At 64.7% G+C, this 18177-nt stretch carries 16 protein-coding genes and 1 tRNA gene; 3 read left to right on the top strand and 14 right to left on the bottom strand.

Annotated elements, in window-relative coordinates:
- Positions 1-31 precede the first annotated feature (31 nt).
- The 11 genes from EP237_RS02645 to EP237_RS02595 form a co-directional block, all read right to left on the bottom strand.
- Positions 32-1432, bottom strand: a complete 1401-nt coding sequence (locus EP237_RS02645; RefSeq protein ID WP_127557852.1) for a TRAP transporter large permease — start codon at positions 1430-1432, stop codon at positions 32-34.
- A 12-nt stretch (positions 1433-1444) separates the two neighbouring features.
- Positions 1445-2077 (bottom strand): TRAP transporter small permease subunit, encoded by a 633-nt coding sequence (locus EP237_RS02640; RefSeq protein WP_127557850.1) that lies wholly within the window; start codon positions 2075-2077, stop codon positions 1445-1447.
- Positions 2078-2159: 82 nt separating this feature from the next.
- Positions 2160-3170 (bottom strand): TRAP transporter substrate-binding protein DctP, encoded by a 1011-nt coding sequence (dctP, locus tag EP237_RS02635; RefSeq protein WP_127557848.1) that lies wholly within the window; start codon positions 3168-3170, stop codon positions 2160-2162.
- Positions 3171-3292: 122 nt separating this feature from the next.
- Complete coding sequence (locus EP237_RS02630; protein ID WP_127557846.1) at positions 3293-4483, bottom strand: multidrug effflux MFS transporter; 1191 nt, start codon at positions 4481-4483, stop codon at positions 3293-3295.
- 146 nt (positions 4484-4629) lie between these two features.
- The gene (locus EP237_RS02625; RefSeq protein WP_127557844.1) at positions 4630-5769 is read right to left on the bottom strand and encodes a M20 aminoacylase family protein; all 1140 of its coding nucleotides are present in this window, start codon (positions 5767-5769) and stop codon (positions 4630-4632) included.
- Positions 5770-6094: 325 nt separating this feature from the next.
- Entirely contained in the window at positions 6095-7438 is a 1344-nt protein-coding gene (locus EP237_RS02620; RefSeq protein WP_127557842.1) for a sigma-54-dependent transcriptional regulator, read from the bottom strand.
- Positions 7435-9159 carry a sensor histidine kinase gene (locus EP237_RS02615; protein ID WP_127557840.1) on the bottom strand — a complete coding sequence of 575 codons (1725 nt, stop codon included), beginning with the start codon at positions 9157-9159 and terminating at the stop codon, positions 7435-7437. Before EP237_RS02615 ends, EP237_RS02620 begins: the two co-directional genes overlap by 4 nt.
- Before the next feature lie 68 nt (positions 9160-9227).
- Positions 9228-9521 carry a hypothetical protein gene (locus EP237_RS02610; RefSeq protein ID WP_206052243.1) on the bottom strand — a complete coding sequence of 98 codons (294 nt, stop codon included), beginning with the start codon at positions 9519-9521 and terminating at the stop codon, positions 9228-9230.
- Positions 9511-10581: a hypothetical protein gene (locus tag EP237_RS02605; RefSeq protein ID WP_240661465.1), complete on the bottom strand. Its 1071-nt coding sequence runs from the start codon at positions 10579-10581 to the stop codon at positions 9511-9513. The genes EP237_RS02610 and EP237_RS02605 overlap by 11 nt, the downstream gene beginning before the upstream one ends.
- Positions 10551-10955 carry a DUF4383 domain-containing protein gene (locus EP237_RS02600; protein WP_127557836.1) on the bottom strand — a complete coding sequence of 135 codons (405 nt, stop codon included), beginning with the start codon at positions 10953-10955 and terminating at the stop codon, positions 10551-10553. The genes EP237_RS02605 and EP237_RS02600 overlap by 31 nt, the downstream gene beginning before the upstream one ends.
- Positions 10952-12439, bottom strand: a complete 1488-nt coding sequence (locus EP237_RS02595; RefSeq protein WP_127557834.1) for an FAD-binding oxidoreductase — start codon at positions 12437-12439, stop codon at positions 10952-10954. The genes EP237_RS02600 and EP237_RS02595 overlap by 4 nt, the downstream gene beginning before the upstream one ends.
- Before the next feature lie 228 nt (positions 12440-12667).
- Here EP237_RS02595 and EP237_RS02590 point away from each other — a divergent pair, with 228 nt between their 5' ends.
- Positions 12668-13540 carry a MurR/RpiR family transcriptional regulator gene (locus EP237_RS02590; protein ID WP_127557832.1) on the top strand — a complete coding sequence of 291 codons (873 nt, stop codon included), beginning with the start codon at positions 12668-12670 and terminating at the stop codon, positions 13538-13540.
- Between the two features lie 62 nt (positions 13541-13602).
- Here EP237_RS02590 and EP237_RS02585 read toward each other — a convergent pair.
- Positions 13603-13679 (bottom strand) — tRNA-Met (locus tag EP237_RS02585).
- Between the two features lie 138 nt (positions 13680-13817).
- On the opposite strand from EP237_RS02585, the gene EP237_RS02580 reads away from it, so the two are divergent.
- Entirely contained in the window at positions 13818-15233 is a 1416-nt protein-coding gene (locus EP237_RS02580) for an FAD-binding oxidoreductase (protein WP_127557830.1), read from the top strand.
- A gap of 187 nt (positions 15234-15420) precedes the next feature.
- Here EP237_RS02580 and hemC read toward each other — a convergent pair whose 3' ends face one another.
- A complete protein-coding gene (gene hemC / locus EP237_RS02575; protein WP_127557828.1) occupies positions 15421-16380 on the bottom strand; it encodes a hydroxymethylbilane synthase in 960 nt (319 codons plus the stop codon).
- Positions 16381-16480: 100 nt separating this feature from the next.
- On the opposite strand from hemC, the gene hemE reads away from it, so the two are divergent.
- Positions 16481-17518 carry a uroporphyrinogen decarboxylase gene (hemE, locus tag EP237_RS02570; protein ID WP_127557826.1) on the top strand — a complete coding sequence of 346 codons (1038 nt, stop codon included), beginning with the start codon at positions 16481-16483 and terminating at the stop codon, positions 17516-17518.
- On the opposite strand, the gene EP237_RS23030 is transcribed toward hemE, so the two are convergent.
- Positions 17515-18177: hypothetical protein (locus tag EP237_RS23030; RefSeq protein ID WP_164744599.1), on the bottom strand; the 663-nt coding region annotated here is incomplete at its 5' end. The genes hemE and EP237_RS23030 overlap by 4 nt on opposite strands.

Genomic DNA, 18177 nt, shown 5'->3' with positions numbered 1-18177 from the left:
CGCCGCCCTCTATATCTTATGGAAGATCAGGCTACATCTGGCTCGGCAGCCAAAGCACGATCCAGGGGAAGGCGACCAGCAGCGCGATGGTGATCGCATCGGCGATGAAGAAGGGCGTCACCCCCTTGAACACGTCCTGCACGCTGAGGTCATCGCGCACCCCCGCCACCACGAAGCAGTTGAGGCCAATGGGCGGCGTGATCAGGCAGAACTCTGCCATCTTCACCACGAGGATGCCGAACCAGACCGCGCACATGGTGCCGGACATGCCGAAGGTGCTGGCCTCTGCCGTGACGTTCATGCCGCCGTTCAGCGCCATCACCGCCGGAAAGACCACAGGCAGGGTCAGCAGCAGCATGCCGATGGCGTCCATGAACATGCCCAGAACCGCATAGGCCAGGAGGATGCAGATCAGGATCAGCATCGGCGACATGTGCAGCGTCGTCAGCCAGTCGGCGAAGGCGCCGGGCAGGTCGGCGAAGCCAAGGAAGCGGACATAGATCAGAACGCCCCATATGATCGTGAAGATCATCACGGACAGCTTGGCGGTTTCCAGCAACGCCTCTTTCAGCTGCGGCCAGCGCATGCCGCGATAGAGCGCCATAAGGAAGACGATGAATGCGCCGATGGCCCCGCCTTCTGTCGGCGTGCCCCAGGCGTCGCCGCCGAAGGGGTTATAGACAAAGAAGATGATGATCACGACCACCGCCACAATCGGCAGCGCGGGCGGCAGGGACGCGAAGCGTTCCTTCCAGGTGAAGCCGGTCACCGGTGGGCCAAAATTCTTCAGGGTCATGGCCATGCCGACGATCAGCAGGGTGTAGACCACTGCGGAGAACACACCGGGGATGAAGCCTGCCAGCAGCAGGCGGCCCACATCCTGTTCCACGATGATCGCGTAGATCACGAGGATGGCGGAGGGCGGGATCAGCGAAGCAAGGGTTCCCGCTGCTGCCACGACCCCCGCCGCAAAGCGCTTGTCATAGCCCACGGCCAGCATCTCCGGAATCGCAATGCGGGCGAAGACGGCGGAGGTGGCGACCGAGGCCCCCGACACGGCGGCAAAGCCTGCGGTGGCGAAGACGGTCGAGACGGCCAGCCCCCCCGGCACCCAGGCGAACCAGCGTTTGGCGGCCTCGAACAGCGCCTTGGTCAGCCCTGCGTGATAAGCGAGGTAGCCGATCAGGATGAAGGTGGGGATGAGGCTGAGCGCCTGACTGGAGATCTTGGAATGGGGCACCTGCCCCGCTGTTTTCACAGCGACGGTCAGCGCCCAGAGGAAATCCTCGGGGTCGTAGCCCCGGCGGCTCCAGAAGATCCAGATCAGGCCGACGAGGCCGGAAAGACCGGCGGCGAAGGCCACGCGCATCCCGAGGATGACAAGCACCAGCATGCCGCCCGAGACGATGAGGCCAATTTGAATGGGTTCCATGTCTCTGCCCCCCTAGTCGTCGCGGCCGGAAACCTGGGCGGCTTCCATGGCGGCTTGGGTGGCGGCATCTGCGTGCAGAGGAACCCCCACGGGTTGATCCTCGCCCCGGATCAGCGCCCGGCCATAGACAAAGACCTGAAGCGCAAGGCGCAGGCAGATGACGAAGAAGGCCACCGGCACCACCAGCTTGGCAGGCCAGAGCGGCAGGCGGATATCCATGGAACTGTCGCGGCTCCACCAGGGTTCGTTGAAGTCGAAGCTGCGCTGGAAATGCGCCCAGGAGCCCCAGACGAGCAGCACCATCAGGATCAGGATGGCGAGCGTGGTGACGAATTCCGCCGCCCACATGGGCCGTCCGCGCAGGTTGCCGACCAGCAGATCCATGCGGATGTGACCGCCTTCGCGCTGCGTATAGGCGATGCCCATGATCGCGATCAGCGGCATGGCCTGTTCGATCCAGTCCACATAGCCGGGGATCGGCTGAGAAAAGAAGTTGCGCCCGCCGACCGAGATCACGGCGAGGATCATCAGCGAAAAGACCGCCAGACCGCTGACCAACGCCATTTTGCGTTCCAGCCATAGTAGGGATTGGTCGAGACGGCTGACGAGGCTGTCATCGGACAGCACGAGGGAAGCTCCGGCCATTTATGGCTCTCCTTGAATGGATGTTCCCGAAAGAAAAACCCCGCCCGAAGGATGTTCGGGCGGGGTTGTCAGGCGCGCGGGCTCAGTTGCCCTCGGCGATCAGGCCGGTGACAAAATCGTAGAGCTCTTGCGCGGGCAGGCCGCGGGCATTGTTCTCTTCGATCCAGGCAGCGGCGGCTGGGGCGGCAGCGGCAGCGCGGAAGGCGGCAAGCTCTGCATCGCCGAAGGTGATCCGTTCGATCCCGCGTTCGTCCAGCGCCGGGCCCCAGGCGGCCATGGTCTGATCGTTGTAGTAGTCGAGGTAATGCTGAAGCGCCTCGTCAACTGCGCCCATCAGGATCTCGCGCTCGTCATCCGACAGGGCGTCAAGCGCGTCGGTGTTCACCACCACCGGGCAGTTCACGGTGCCGGGGTTGAGATTGGTGGTCCACCAGTCGGCGTTTTCGATGGTGCCGAAGGACATATGCGCGTGGGGGGCGAAGCTGACCGCCTGCACGACGCCGCTATCCATGGCCTGGCGCACTTCCGTCGCGGTCATCGAGGTGGGCACCGCGCCGATGGCGGACATCGCGGCCCCGATACCACCGGTTGCGCGCACAGCCATGCCTGCGAAGTCCTCGACCGACGACGGCGCATCGCCGCGACCGACGAAGTTATACTGCGGCAGTGGCGAGGGCATCAGCAGCGTCGCGTTCCAGCGGGCCAGATCGGCCACAACGGCGGGGTGCTGGTAGAGCGCCATGGAGACCTCGGCCTCCTGCTCCAGCGAGCCCATGCCGAGGAACGGCAGTTCAAGCACGGTGATCGAGGGGTTCTTGTCGGCGTGATAACCGGCGCAGAACTGGGCCATTTCGAAGGCGCCGATGGAGATGCCATCGAGGTTCTCGCGGTTGCCGGAGAGGCCGCCATAGGAAATGTTCATGGTGAATTCGCCGCCGGAGCGTTCGGCGACCAGTTCCGCCAGCCGCTCCACATGCTCGGTAAACGCGCGGCGCGCGCCCCAGACAGAGACGTTCCATTCGGTGGCAAGTGCCTCGGCTGCGAAGCCAACGGTCACTGCGGCCACTGCGGTGGCCGTGAGTGTCTTTTTCATGATGTCCTCCCAATTGATCACACGTTTCGTGGATGGGGGGAGTATGGGGGACCGCCTGCGCGCCTGCCTATGAAGGAAATTGCGTAGGGTTTTGGCGGGGGCCTGCGGATTTCCGCAGGGGCCTAGATGGCGACACGCTGCCGCGGCAACGAAATCACGGCCGACAGCCATGCCAGCCCGGCGCAAATGGCAATGGCCACGACCATGCCAAATGCCGTGGCCTCCATCGCCAGACCGGTCAGAGCGATCATGACACCGCCCGTCAGCATCTGGATGGTCCCGCCAAGCGACGAGGCCAGGCCCGCGATATCCGGATGCGGGTCGAGTGCCAGCACCATGGATGTGGGAATCACCAGACCGAGGCAGGCATTGGCCAGAAACAGCCCCGCCACAACCACCACCAGCGTCTCAGCCCCGAGGCCTACGGCAACCGCGAGCGCGGTCGTGGCACCGAGAAAGCCTGCAATAGCCACCGAAATCACCCGTTCCATCCCGAACATGCGGCCCAGTGTCCCGACGAATTGCGACGCCGAGAAGAAGCCCACAGCATTCACGGCGAAGGCGATGGAAAAGCCCGTGGGCGATAGGCCGAACTGGCGCGTATAGACAAAGCTGGCGGTGGAGAGAAAGACGAAGAAGCTGGCCATGCCGAAGCCGCCCACCATTGTCAGGCCCATGAATCGGCGATCGGTCAGCAGCCGTTTCGCCCCCGCTGCCATCGAGCGCAGGCGCACGGGTTGGCGGCGTTCCTGAGGCAGCGTTTCGGGCAACACGAAAAGGACAAGCATAAGGCTGATCAGGGCCGCAGCACCAAGCACGGCGAAGATCTCTCGCCAGCCGCCCCAAACCATGACGAAAGACCCGGTCAGCGGGGCCAGCATGGGCGAGATGGAAATCACGATCATGACGGCGGCCATCATCCGCGCCGCATCCGGGCCGGTGGCCATATCCCGGATCACCGCGCGCGGCACGGCCATCAGCGTCGCCGCCCCAAGCGCCTGAGCGGCCCGTGCGGCGACAAGCCAGCCAAGCGTCGGAGCCAGACTGGCTGCAACCGTGGCCAGCAGGAAGATTGCCAGCCCGATCACTAGCGGGGGCTTGCGCCCGACCGCATCGGCCATGGGGCCGTAGATCATCTGGGCGATTCCGAAGGTCAGGAAATAGGCGGTCAGGGTCAGGGCCACACCGGCCTCCGACGCACCGAGGTCTTCTGCCACCATGGGCAGAGCCGGTAGATACATGTCGATGGCGAAGGGGCCGACTGCAGAGAGCAGACCCAGAAGCAACGCCATGCGGAACAGGGGGTCGCGCATTGGAAAAAACCTGTGGGGTTCGAGACTGGAAACGGGGTCGCGGATTCGCTCCGAATGCAAGCCGCCGCTGTTGGCGGAAGGTCGCACGGGCAGGCGCGAGGTGCAACCGTGCGTTGTGGCAGGGTCAGTTGTGCACTCCTGCGCGACTAAGCTTCGGGCAGCCTCGCGCGCGCAATGGCAGCGTGGACCCGTGCGCCATGGATCAGCGCCGCGTCGTTGAAATCGTAATCCGGCGCGTGCAGGGGGGCGGAGCTTTCACCATTGCCGATGAAGGCGAAACAGCCGGGAACGTGGGTCAGGAAGCGGGCGAAATCCTCTGATCCCGTCATGGGTTCAGGGCGGATTTGGGTCACGGCGGATATGGGCGCAGCGGATTGCATCATCGCCTCGGCCAATTCCGGGTCATTGATGGTGGGCACGAATTCGCGGTCGTATCTGACCTGCGCGGTGACCCCGTATTGGGTTGCGATGCCCTCCGCGATCCGGCGCATTTCGGTTTCTATGGTGGCGGACACTTCGGGGCTGAAACTGCGGGCGTCACCCAGGATGCGGGCGTGACCGGGCAGCGCGTTGCGGGTGCCGTCAGAGATGAGTTCAGTGACCGAGACAACCGCTGTCTGCGTCGGCGCGATGCGGCGCGAGACGATGGTTTGCAGGTCCATCACCAGCGCGCAGGCGGGCACCATGACCTCCCGCCCCCAATGCGGGCTGGAGGCATGGCCGCCCTGCCCGGTGAGCGTGATCTCGAAGATATCCTCGGCCGACATGATCGGGCCGGGGCGAGTCTCGAAATGGCCCACAGGAAGCCCCGGCATGTTGTGCAACCCGTAGACCTCGTCGAAGGGGAAGCATTCCATGAGGCCATCCTTCAGCATGGCAAGCGCCCCCTGCCCCCATTCCTCCGCCGGCTGGAAGAGGAACCGGATGGTGCCGTCGAAGCCGCCCTCCTCGGCCAGAAGTTTCGCGGCGCCAAGCAGCATCGCGGTGTGTCCGTCATGGCCGCAGGCATGCATGGTGCCGGGGGTTTTTGATGCATAGCCCGCGCCAGTGGCCTCAGCGATCCTGAGCGCATCCATATCGGCGCGGAGCGCAATCGCCCGGTTCGAGGTGCCGCGTTTCAGGGTGCCAACGACGCCGGTGCCGCCGATGCTCTCCGCCACTTCCAGCCCCAGTTCGCGCAGGGTCTCGGCCACGAACGCCGCCGTGCGGGTTTCCTCAAAGCCAAACTCGGGGTGGCGGTGCAGATCGTGCCGCCAGTGGGTCATGAGGCTGGCAAGGTCTTTCATGGGCGGGCTCCTTTGCGGCTGACCACAGTCACGCAACAACCGGGTGCATCATCTGTAGTTTCTCGGCCCCCTGTGCGACGCGCGTCGAACTGCCCCGCACTTGAGGAGATTCCCCGCGCGGAATCAAGGCCGTCAGGCCGCCGCGCATCGTCGGGCCGCCCCCCGGCACGGCGATTTGGCGACCTCAGGCGCATGATTTTGACGTGGCACGGGCTTGGCAGGCATAAAGCGCTGCCCAAAAGCGGTTCGATCGCCGTACCGCGGCCCGACGCTCCGCGGCTATGCGCTTGCCTTAAGCGGGCACTCTCCTTTGCGCGGGACCAGACTAAAGCAGCGCGTCCTTGTCGAGCCCCAGTTTGACGATCTTCTCATTCAGCGTCCGCCGCCCGATGCCGAGCGCTTCGGCCACCGCATCCATGCGGCCCTCATGGGCCTTGATGGCCTTGCCGATCAGCTCGCGTTCGAAGACGGCGACCGCCTCGCGCAGGGTGTCGGGGACGTCTTCGGGCGTCTGGTCGGACCGGATCGCCTCGGCCACCGATCCGCGCCCGCGACGGGCGGCCAGAATGCGGCGTTCGGCAGCGTTCCTGAGTTCGCGCACATTGCCTGGCCAGTCATGGGCCAGAAGCGCCGCCATGTCGTCATGGGTCAGGTCGGGTGCGGCCACCTCGTAGACGCGGGCATATTGGGTCAGGAAATGGGTGAAGAGCAGGCTGATATCATCGCGGCGGGCGCGCAGAGGCGGCAGGGTCAGCACGACGGTGTTGAGCCGGAACAGCAGATCCTGGCGGAGACGACCCTCTGTCACGGCCTTTTCAGCATCTTCATTGGTGGCGGAGATCACTCGCAGGTCGAGTTTCACCGGCGTCGTCGCACCGATGGGGGTAAGCTCCTTTTCCTCGATCACCCGCAGCAGCTTGGCCTGCACCGGCAGGGGACAGGCGGCGATTTCATCGAGGAAGAGCGTGCCACCATTGGCCGCCACAAGACGCCCCGTCGCCTCGCCCTTCACGCCGAACATCTCGGCTTCGAACGTGGCCTCGGCGATGGCCGCACAATTGAGCGCCAGGAAGGGCGCGTCGGCGCGCGGGCCAAGGTCGTGCAGGGCGCGGGCCACGACCTCTTTCCCGGTGCCGGTTTCGCCCTGCAACAGCACCGGCGCGGGGGTGTCGGCAAGGTCCAGCACGTCCTGCCGGACGCGGGTGATATCGCCGGTCCCGCCAAGCAGCACCCGGTCGAGACCCGACAGCCGCGCCAGCCTTTGTTTCAGCCGTTCGGTGCCCTTGGCCATGCGGTGCTGGTCTGCGGCGTGGCGCAGGATCGACAGCAACCGGCGCGGATCATAAGGCTTTTCGACGAAGCTGTAGGCGCCGTTCTGGATCGCCTGAACAGCCATGGGGATGTCACCATGGGCCGAGATCAGCACCATGGGCGGCGTCGTTGCGCGGTCGAGGCTGTCCAGCAGGTCCAGCCCCGACATACCCGGCATACGCACGTCCGACAGGATCACGTCGGGCATCAGTTTGGGCAACAGCTCGGCCACCTGCGTGGCGCGGGGAAGCGCCTCGGTGCGCCAGCCTGCAGCCTCCAGCAGATCGACCAGCGAGGCGCGCATGGATTTGTCATCGTCCACGATGAGGACCGATAGCGCGGTGTCTTGGGCGCTCATTCCGCGGCCTCCTTTGCGGTGTCGGCCAGCGGGATCTCAACGCGGAAGACGGCGCCACCCCCGGCGCGGTTGCGGGCGGTCATGGCCCCGTGATGTTCCTTCACGATCCCGGCGGAAATGGCGAGGCCAAGCCCCATGCCTTGTCCGGATTCGCGGCTGGTGACGAAGGGTTCCTGAAGCTCCGGCAGGCTGGATTGGCCAAGCCCGTGGCCCCGGTCCGCCACCTCGAACCAGCCTGTACCGGCCCCGCTGCCGACGCGCACGGTCAGGTCGCGGGGGGTGCTGTCCTCCATCGCGTCGATGGCATTGCGCAAAAGGTTGACCATCACCTGTTCGATCCGCAGCGCATTGCCCTGAACTGTGACGGGGGCGGGTTCAATTTCTTCTACAAGATTGATCTGCAGCGCCTCGACATTCGGCGCAACGAGTTTCAGCGCCTCGCGCATGGCATGGCCCAGATCGACGGGTTTCAGCGCGTCCTCGCCGGGATTGGCGAAGAACTTGAGCTGCCGCGTGATGCCCTCCATCCGTTCCACAAGGCCGGTCAGTTGCGGAAGCGCGCGGTCGCTGCCACCGATTTCTGCCGCGGCCAGATGGTTGCGCATGGCGGTGATGGGCTGGCCCAATTCGTGCGTGACCGATGCCGCAAGCTGCCCAAGCGCGGCAAGACGGCTGGCGCGAGCCAGTTCATCGCGGGTGCGCGACAGGCGGCGTTCGGCGGCGCGGCGGTCCTCGATCTCGACGGCCAGCAGGTCATAGGCGCGGCGCAGTTCGGCCTCTTCCGCTTCCAGCGCGGTGAGCGCCGCCTGCGTCTGCGCGGTCCTGCGCATCAGGAACACCAGCACCACGCCGCCCGCGATGACCACGGCCAGAACCGTGGCAAGCCAACTGCGGGTCGTCACCGGATCGGTGCTGGCGAAATAGTGCAGCTGCCAGCCATGGGGCAGATCATCGGTGGCCAGGTGGATGACCTCCATGCCTGCGATGATGGCGCTGTCACCCTGCCCTTCCCGCCAATCGAGCGGGTCGAGCGGCTGGCCGGGGAACTGGCGGGTTTCAGCAATCGCGGCGCGCTGATCGGCGTCGAGCGGGGTCAGGGTGCGGTAGCGCCAATCGGGGTTGGAGGCGAGCAGCACCACCCCGTCGGCATTTGTCAGAAGCACCTGTTCACCACCCTCGCGCCAGCTGTTTTCCAGCCGCGTGAGGTCGATCTTTATGGCGATGACACCCAGCGCCTCGCCCAGATCGGACACCACGGAATCGGCAATGAAATAGCCCGGCAGCCCGGTTGTGGCGCCGATGCCGTAGAACCGGCCCTGCCCGCCTTCCAGCGCTTCCTGAAAATAGGGGCGGAAGGAGTAATTCTGACCGACGAAACTGCTGGCGCTGCCCGCGTTGGAGGCAGAGATTGTCAGACCCTCGAAATCCATCAGGTAGATGGCGTCGAGGCCGGATTGGTTGGCGAAACTGGCCAGTCGTCCGTCGAGCGGTGCCGTGGGCCCGCCGCTGGCGGTTTCGATCACGAACGGGTCGCGGGCGAGGACAAAGGTCAGGTGCGAGAACCGGTCAAGCTCCGCCACCACGGTGGAGTGGTAGAGCGACAGGCGGCCCTCGGCGCGCGTCACCTCCTCGGACCGGAAATAGCCCGACGACAGCACATAGGCCCCGGACGCGAAGGCCAGGAACAGGATCGAGAACAGGATGGTGCGGGTGACGGTCATGCCCCTCCCCGGCTGTGGCGTCATCTGGGAACAGGCTTAGCCGATAGGGCGGGGATGTCAAAACGCCTTCAGCGCGGGTCGGGCAATGGCAGGCAGCCGGGCAGACCTGCAGGAAGCACCCAGGGCGCGCCTGCCTCGTAGAGGCGGCGGGCCATATCGGGGGTGTCGCTGACCAGCGTCACGGTGAAGCCGTTGGCCGCCACGACCGAAAGATCGGCGGGGAGGCCGGCGATGAACCCTTCGAGCGGGAACATCACCACCGCCCCAGGTGCGGCATCGGAGAAGCGCATGACGAGGGTGAGGACAAGCAGCCAGCTTGCGACCAGCAGGGGCAGCATCAGCAGAACCCGCCTAATAATCATGGATATGTTCCAGCGTGACCCCGCGCGCCTCCAGCCCGCGCAGGGTTTCGGCCAGATCTCTCACCGGGATCAGCAGAAGGTGCCGATAGTCACCATAGCCCTGCCGGGGGAAGCTGTGCAGCGCTTCTGGCATTTCAGCCTCGGAGGAAGTCACGGTCAGCAGGATGTCGTCATTGCCGGCGATCTCCACGAAATCCGCACCCGCCCCGGCCATCCGTGCCATCAGGTGGGTCAGTTCCCGGTAGCGGGGCGTTTCCAGCTCCAGCCCCTCGGGGCGTTCGGCGATGATGTCCACGTCTGGCAAGGGCTCTGGCAGGTCGGTGACGATCATCCTGAGCCGCAGCTCGTCAAACCCGGTGCTGGCGACCGCCGCCGCGATGACCTGCGCGTAGGCCGCCTTGGCGCGGAATTCGAGACCGAGGGCAAAGGCGCGTTCCCGGTCGCGCAGGCTGTCGCCCGCGTTGTCCCGCAGCGCTTGAGCGTCGGCAGCGAAATCCCACCGATACCACGGCACCTGTTGCAGGAAGCTGGCATAGCGGCCCGCCTGATCGGCGGAAAGCGCATCCAGCGGCGCCCGATCCTGCCCGCGCAGCCAGGTGAAAACACGGCCCACCGTTTCCTCATAGGCCGCCTTCAGCAGCAGTTCGGCGGTGAAGCTGACGCCGATCACATGCACCATCTGCCGGGTGGGGCCATCGACCCCGCCATGGGCGGCGGAGGCCTCGCTCAGCGCGCAAAGCGACGACCAGTAACCGGTGATCGCCTGCAGGAAGTTGTACTCATGCGGGTCGCCGGTGCGGATGACCTCGGCATAATCGTCATAGGCATGGACGATTTGCCATTCGGGGTAGGTCATTAGCGTGCGGGATTCGGTGCGGTGATGTTCCGGCGGCAGAAGTGCTGTGTAATCCGACGCAACGGCCTGCCCCCGGCACATGGTTTCGACGTAGAGCACCGGTGAGAGCAGCCCAAGCACCACCACGACAAGCGTGATGATCAACCGTTTCAGCCAGCGCCACAGGATGCGCATCAGCCGCGCCCCAGCCTCAGCCCTGCCCATAGCGCGAAGCCGCCGAGCGCCAGATGGGGCAGGTTGGCGAGAACGCGGGGCAGCGAGACATCCATGCCGAGAGACTCGTTGGTGAAGATGCCGAGGTCCAGATAGCCCCAGCCGGTGAAGAACCCGAACACCCCGTCGCCCAGATAGGCCGCGCCGAAGAGGATCAGGAAGGTCCGCGCGGCACGGGACGAGATGAAGGCCGAGGCCAGCGCCCAGAGGGCGGACACCACATGCAGGGAATCGTCGAAGATATCGAGCGCGAAGATCCCGAAGACGAGCCCGTTTTCATCGGTGAGGCCGGGGATGTAATTCAGCGACGCCGCGATCATCAGGGCGACGAAATAGCCGATACAGATCTTTTGCAGGATAGTCATAGCGCCCCCAGATAGCTGTCCCAAAGATTGTTGCGGAAGATAAGATCGGGGTCCAGTTCCCGCTTCGCCGCCGCGAATTCCGGTGCGCGCGGGTAGGTGGCGACAAGCTGATCCACCGTCGCGTGCGGCCGGTAGGGCAGGTAGTAGCTCGCGCCGATCTCGATCATCCGGTCGATGAGGTCGCGGGTCATGCGGGCCATGTCGGCCTCGGCCCTTTCGGTCAGTTCCTGACTGAAGCTCATGACTGCGGCCATCCGGTTTACGGGTGCGTAGGACAGCCAGCTTTCATCGTCTTGCGCCACATGGCGCAGGGTGACGTTCAGAAACTCCTGATACGATCCGGGGATGACCTCTCGACAGGCGGTCAGGAAATCGTCGAACTGGTCGGGGGCCACGAAATATTCGTGCAGGATATCGGTGCGCGTCGGGTTGCGGTCGCCGAGGGTTTCGACGGGTTCATTCATCAGGCTGTTGCGTGTGTAGGCTCCGTTGCCAAGCGCAGGGCCGACCACGGTTTCGGTCCACCAGCGTAAATGCTTCATCGGCTCATTCCCCAATTGCCAGCGATAGATGTAACTGGCGAGATGCGACATGAGACCCGAGCTTTCGGCGGCGGGCAGGTCGGATTGATCCGCATCCGGACGGAAGCTGACAAGGATCGCTTCCTCGAAAAATTCGGCGCGGGCCACGTTCAGGCGACCATAGGCCATGGGCACCTCGCCAGACCCAATCGCGGCATCGAAAGCGGCGGGAAAGTCTTGGGCAGGCATGACCTGCGCAGTTGGCAGGAGGCGCTGGTTCGGGACCATCTCGACCTCCATGTCGATGATCGCGCCCACCAGCCCGTAGCCGCCCATGGCCATGGTGAAGAGGTCCGCGTTTTCCGTGCGCGAACAGGTCACCAGATCGCCTGAGGGCAGCACCATGCGGAAGCTGCGCACGGTCGACCCCATCGGCCCCCAGGGCACCGGCCAGCCATGGGCATTGACGCTGAACGTGGCGGCGACGCCGAAATCGTGGTTCGACTGCATGACCTTGGGGGAGAACCCGATGGGATCGAGCGCCCCGATGATCTGTGACCAACGGGCACCGGCATGGGCGCGGTAGGTGCCATTGGCTGTATCAGCCTCCACCATGCCATTGTCGAAGGTGATCGCGTGGCCCTCACGCGGGATCGCCTGCCCGCCCATGGAATGACGCGCGGCCCCGATATTGACCGGGCGGCCTTCGGCAGAGGCCTCGCGGATCTCGGCCCGGATCGCGGTGATCAGCGCCTCGCCCGGATCCTGCGACAGGGTGATGTGGCGGTGGATCGGGGTGGGGGACAGGCCGCTTGCATCGTTCAGAATGCCGTCACCAGAGGCCGGTACGGTCAGCCCTGCCCCATCCAGCACGGGCAGATGACTGCCAAAGCGCCGCGCGCCATACCATCCGGCGGCACCGCCTGCGCCAAGCAGAAAGGCCCGTCTTGAAATCCTGCCCATGACATTTCTCCCCTTGCGGACGCCATGCAGCGGGTCCGTTGCGCTGGCATCACATTCACATAGGTATCGCGCAACCGGAGCACGAGTAAGGATTACCTGACCTCGCGGATATGCACCGCAGAAGGCGATCATGCGAAAACAATCCACTTGAACGCAGCCCGCCTGCAATAGACATTGCAAACTGTTCCGAGCCGTTGCGCGGTTTCGGCATGACACAGGAGGACAGCGATGACATCGGCCAAGGCACCGGCAGATTACGAGGACCTGATCCGGCTGATTCACGACCGCCATGGGCAGATGAGCAAGACCTATCAGAAAATCTCGCTCTACCTGACGCAGAACCCCAATGACGTGGCGGTGCTGTCGGTAAACGCCATTGCGGAACATTGTGGCATCCACGCCTCCAGCTTCGTGCGCTTTGCGCAGTCGCTCGGCTATTCCGGTTTCAAGGAATTGCAGGCGCTGTTCCAGAAACGCCTGTCCACCGCAGCGCCGGGATTCGAAGCCCGGGTCAAGGCGCTGGATGCGGAACTGCTGGCCTCCGGGGACGGGTCCGACGCCACGTTCCTGCGCGATCTGGTGGTGCGGGATATCGCCTCGCTTCAGGATCTGGTGACCGCCATCGACACCGCGGACCTGGCCCGCGCGGCAGAATTGCTGCACATGGCGGATGTGATCTATTTGGTGGGGCAGCTACGCTCCGCCCCCGTGGTGGAGCTGTTGCGCTATATCCTGACCATGTTGGGCAAACGCTGCATCCTGCTGGACAGCGGCGGCGGCCTGGCCACCCATGTCGGGCGCACGATGCGGCAAGGCGACGTTCTGCTGGCCGTGTCCTTCCGGTTTTATGCCAACGAGGTGGTAAGCATCGTGGATGAAGCCGCCAAGGCCGGGATTCCGGTTGTCGCCGTTTCGGACAGCACATTGAGCCCGCTGGCCAAATCCGCGAGCGTCCTGTTCCCGGTGCCCGAACACGACTACAGCTTTTCAAGATCGCTCGCCGCGCCCATGTGCCTGGCGCAGGCCCTGGCGCTCGCGGTCGCGGCACGGGTGCAGACGGGTGACGCCGATCCACGCATTCCGACGGTCACCGGACCCTGAACGAGAGCGCAAGACAGGCAGACGATCCGCGCGTGGTTCTCTGATCAATATATGGGGGAAGATGGTGGCGGTGCAGGGACTTGAACCCCGGACACGCGGATTATGATTCCGCTGCTCTAACCAACTGAGCTACACCGCCGAACGGGGGGCTAGGTATGACAGCCTCAGGATGGCGTCAAGCCAGAAAATCGCCCTTTTGGGGATACGGGGCGGAAACTCCCCTTCCCGGTCACCCAACCTCTTGCACGGGCGACGGAATGGTCGCAACGTCCCGATCATGGAACACGATCACATCCTCGCCCAACTGGAGCAGATCCTCGGCCCCGGCAAGCTGGTCACCGGCCCGGATATGGCACGCTGGTCCAGCGACTGGAGCGGCGAGGAGAGCTGGACGCCGCTGGCGGTCGCGCGGCCCGACTGCATCGAAGAGGTGGCCGCCGTCGTACGGCTTGCAAATGACCTGCGTGTGCCCGTGGTGCCGGTATCCGGCAATACCGGCATGGCAGGCGGCACCTTCGCCGAGGGTGCGATCATGCTGTCGATGGACAGGATGAACCGCATTCGGGACATTCGCCCCGAAGCTCGGATCGCGGTGGCGGAGGCCGGGGTCATCCTGTCTGATCTGCACATGGCGGTAGAGGCGCAGGGCCTGATCTTTCCCCTGTTTTTCGGCGCGCGCGGGTCGGCGATGCTGGGGGGCGCGCTGTCCACCAATGCCGGCGGATCGAATGTTCTGCGCTACGGCAATGCCCGCGCGCTTTGCCTGGGCGTCGAAGTGGTGACGCCCACGGGCGAGGTGATGGACCTGATGAGCGCGCTTCACAAGGACAACTCCGGCTACGATCTGCGGGATCTGGTGATCGGGGCCGAGGGCACTTTGGGCATCATCACAGCCGCCGTGGTGAAGCTGTTCCCCAAGCCACGCGCCTACGCCACCGCTATGGTGGCGACGGCCACGATCGACGACGCGATAAGCCTGCTGCACGCGTTGCAGGCCGAGACCGGCGGCGCGGTAGAGGCGTTCGAATACATGCCCGGCGCCTATCTGGACGCATTCAAGACCCGCTATCCTGACGCCCGCCTGCCCTTTGCAGACCGGCACGAGGTCAATGTGCTGGTGGAGGTGGGCGCGGTCTCTGACCGCGATGCCGTGCCTGGAGCTGACGGGGTCGTGCCGATCGCCGCGCATCTGGAGGCCGTTCTGGTGGCCGCGATGGAAGCCGGAGGCGTCCTCGATGCGGTCGTGGCCCAGAACGAGGCGCAGCGGGCCGAGATGTGGGCGCGACGGGAGGCGGCGGCGGAACTGGCGCTGCTGAAACTGCCCTTCGTCGACAATGACGTGGCGGTGCGGCCCGACCTGATGCAAGAGCTGCTGGAGCGTATTGAGCGCCGCGCGCGGGCGTTGGACCCCGGCATAGACTTCCTGAACGTCGCGCATCTGGGCGACGGAAACCTGCATTTCGCAGGCTGGCCCTCATCGCCGGATCAAGAGCTGATGAAGGCCATCTCGCGGGCCGTGGAGGAGGAGGTCATCGCGCTTGGCGGGTCATTCTCGGCCGAACACGGGGTGGGGGTGCTGAAGCGCTCCGCCATGGCGGCGCACAAGGACCCGGTTGCGCTGGCGGTGATGGGCCGGATCAAGGCGGCGCTTGACCCCAATGGCATCCTCAATCCCGGCAAGGTCATTCCCTGAGGCGTGAGCTTGGCCGCGTGGCCTGAGGGGCGGGTTTCCCTCGCTGTAACTCGCGCCCCGCGCCGCTTCGTTCCGTCTCGATGCGGGCCGTGCAGAACGCTCTTGCAAGAGCGTTTCCGGGGGCTCTGCCCCCGTCGCTTCGCGACTCCCCCGAGGTATTTTGGCCAAGATGAAAGCAGGGTCGGGCTTACGCGATCCAGTCGAAAAAACCGGGACCGGCCCGGTCGCGCAGGCGGGTGGCCATGTCCTTGCCCGCAGCGGCCCCGTCCTCGACCGGAACCGTGATGTCATCCGACAGAACCTCCGACCCGTCAGGGCGCAGGATTTCGCCGCGCAGGCGCAAAGTGGAGCCGCTCAACTCTGCAAGGCCGGCAATGGGCGTTTCGCAAGACCCGTCGAGTCCGGCGAGGAAAGCCCGCTCGGCCGCGAGCCGCATACCGGTCTCGCGATCATGGATCGCGGCAAGCATGTCGGCGGCACGGCTGTCATCCCCGCGCCGTTCGATCCCGATGGCCCCTTGCGCCACGGCGGGCAGCATATCCTCGACCGCGATCGGAGCCTTGGCGACATCGGCCATGCCGAGCCTGCGCAGCCCGGCCATCGCCAGGAAGGTCGCATCGGCCACGCCATCGCCAAGCTTCTTCATCCGTGTCTGCACGTTGCCGCGGAACTCCACCACCTTCAGATCGGGACGCCGCGCGCGCAGCTGTGCCCGGCGGCGCAGGGACGAGGATCCGACAACAGCGCCTTCGGGAAGGTCCGCCAGCCCGGCGCAGTTGAGCGACACGAAGGCATCGCGCACATCCTCTCGCGGCAGGTAGCAGTCCAGCACCAGCCCCGCCGGTTGCAGCACCGGCATGTCCTTCATCGAATGCACCGCAATGTCGATGCTGCCCGCCAGCATCGCCTCTTCGATTTCCTTGGTGAAGAGCCCCTTGCCGCCGAGTTCTTTCAACGGCTTGTCGGCGTCGATGAGCGCCCGGTTGTCGCCGGTCGTCTTGATCACCACGATTTCGAAGGCCTCTTTCGGCAGGTCGAAGGCGGCGGCCAGCCGGTCGCGCGTTTCATGGGCCTGGGCCAGCGCCAGCGGCGAGCCGCGCGTGCCGATCTTCAGGGGTTGGGCGGGGGTGGGCAACGAGTGATTCATGCCCGCCTTCCTAGCCGCAGTTTGCCCCCGTGACAACGCGACCTGCTTGACACCGGGGGCCGCGCGTAAAAGGGTGCGCCGACTGTGACGGAGGCCCAAGATGACCAAGACCCTGCTGCGCGCCCTGGCTGGCGAAACCCTGCCCAACCCGCCCATTTGGATGATGCGGCAGGCAGGACGCTACCTGCCGGAATACCGGGCCACACGGGCCGAGGCGGGGGATTTCCTGTCCCTGTGCTACAACCCGGATCTCGCCGCCGAAGTCACGCTGCAGCCGATCCGGCGCTATGGGTTCGATGCGGCGATCCTCTTCGCCGATATCCTGCTGCTGCCACAGGCGCTTGGGGCCGATCTGTGGTTCGTCACCGGCGAGGGGCCGCGCCTGTCAACCATCACCGGCCCCGAAGGAATGCGCGGCCTGAAGGGCAAGGATGACATCCACGATCACCTTGCCCCGGTCTATGAAACCGTGCGTATCCTGACGCGGGAATTGCCGTCGGAGACCACGCTCATTGGCTTCGCCGGTGCGCCCTGGACGGTGGCCACCTACATGATCGCAGGACGCGGCACGCCGGATCAGGGCCCGGCCCATGCGCTGCGCGAAGGCGATAACGCGACGTTCGAAACCCTCATCGACCTGCTGACAGAGTCGACCATCGAGTACCTTTCGATGCAGGTCGAGGCCGGGGCCGAGGTTGTGAAGCTCTTCGACTCCTGGGCCGGGTCACTCAAGGGCGATGCCTTTGCTAAATACGCGCTCGCCCCCGCGAAACGCATCATCTCCGAACTCAAGGCCCGCCATCCCGGCCTGCCCATCATCGCCTTCCCGCGAGAGGCCGGTGACAACTATATCGGCTTCGCAAAGGCGGTCGGGGCCGATTGCCTGGCCATCGACAATTCGGTTTCGGCAACCTGGGCGGCCGAGAACCTGCAATCCGACAGCTGCATCCAGGGCAACCTCGCGCCCGGCCACATGGTCACCGGCGGTCAGGCGCTGATTGATGAGACCCGCCGGATTGTCGAAGCCTTCCGGGGCGGACCCCATATCTTCAATCTCGGCCATGGGATCACGCCGGATGCAGATCCCGAGAACGTGCAGCTGATGATCGACACGGTGCGTGAAACGCCCAAGCGCTAACTCATTTCTGACGCTGAACCATTTTCGCCGCGGCGGTTTCCCCGCCATATCCCTTGCAACCTGTCGGACAGGAGTCTTTCCGAGAAACCTGCAAGGGTGGCCCAGATCAACAGCTTTGCGAAAGCGGAAGAGAAGAGGTTGATCTTGGTGTTGCGTTCAGTGGTACCGGCGTCACCGCTCGTGTCTGGCGCCGGTTCCGGCAAAGCTGGAGTCGAGGCCACTGCAGTGACATTGCTAGCCTGTACGGACGGCAATTGATTCGCTGGCTCGGATTCGCCTTCGATCTTAGTCTGGCCAGCGCCCTCATCATCGAGCAGCACTTGATCGGCGCCATCCGGGCCCCGCGGTTCCCGGAAAATATCCCGATCTACGAGAAACGGTTCCTCCGCCAATTCCGGAAAGAATTCTCCACCCACGAGGTCGCCCAGAATAAGCAGATAAAAGATAAGTGCGGCCAACGCTCCCACGATGAGGCGGACCCCGAGTGACATGAGAGAAAAATCTATTCTCAAGCTTGAATGGTCGAGTTGGCGAAATGCCCCCTGAAAAGCAATCATTCGCGACAGGTAGGCCCCAAGCATCCCAAACCACATGACCAGCAGGAAGCTATGATGCGCGAAGACATCCAGTTTGTTGGCAAGTGTCAGAACAAGAAACGC

Source organism: Nioella ostreopsis, from assembly GCF_004000255.1.
GTDB lineage: Bacteria > Pseudomonadota > Alphaproteobacteria > Rhodobacterales > Rhodobacteraceae > Nioella > Nioella ostreopsis.
The sequence above is the reverse complement of the archived record's forward strand: the minus strand, read 5'-3'. Positions and strand labels throughout refer to the sequence as shown.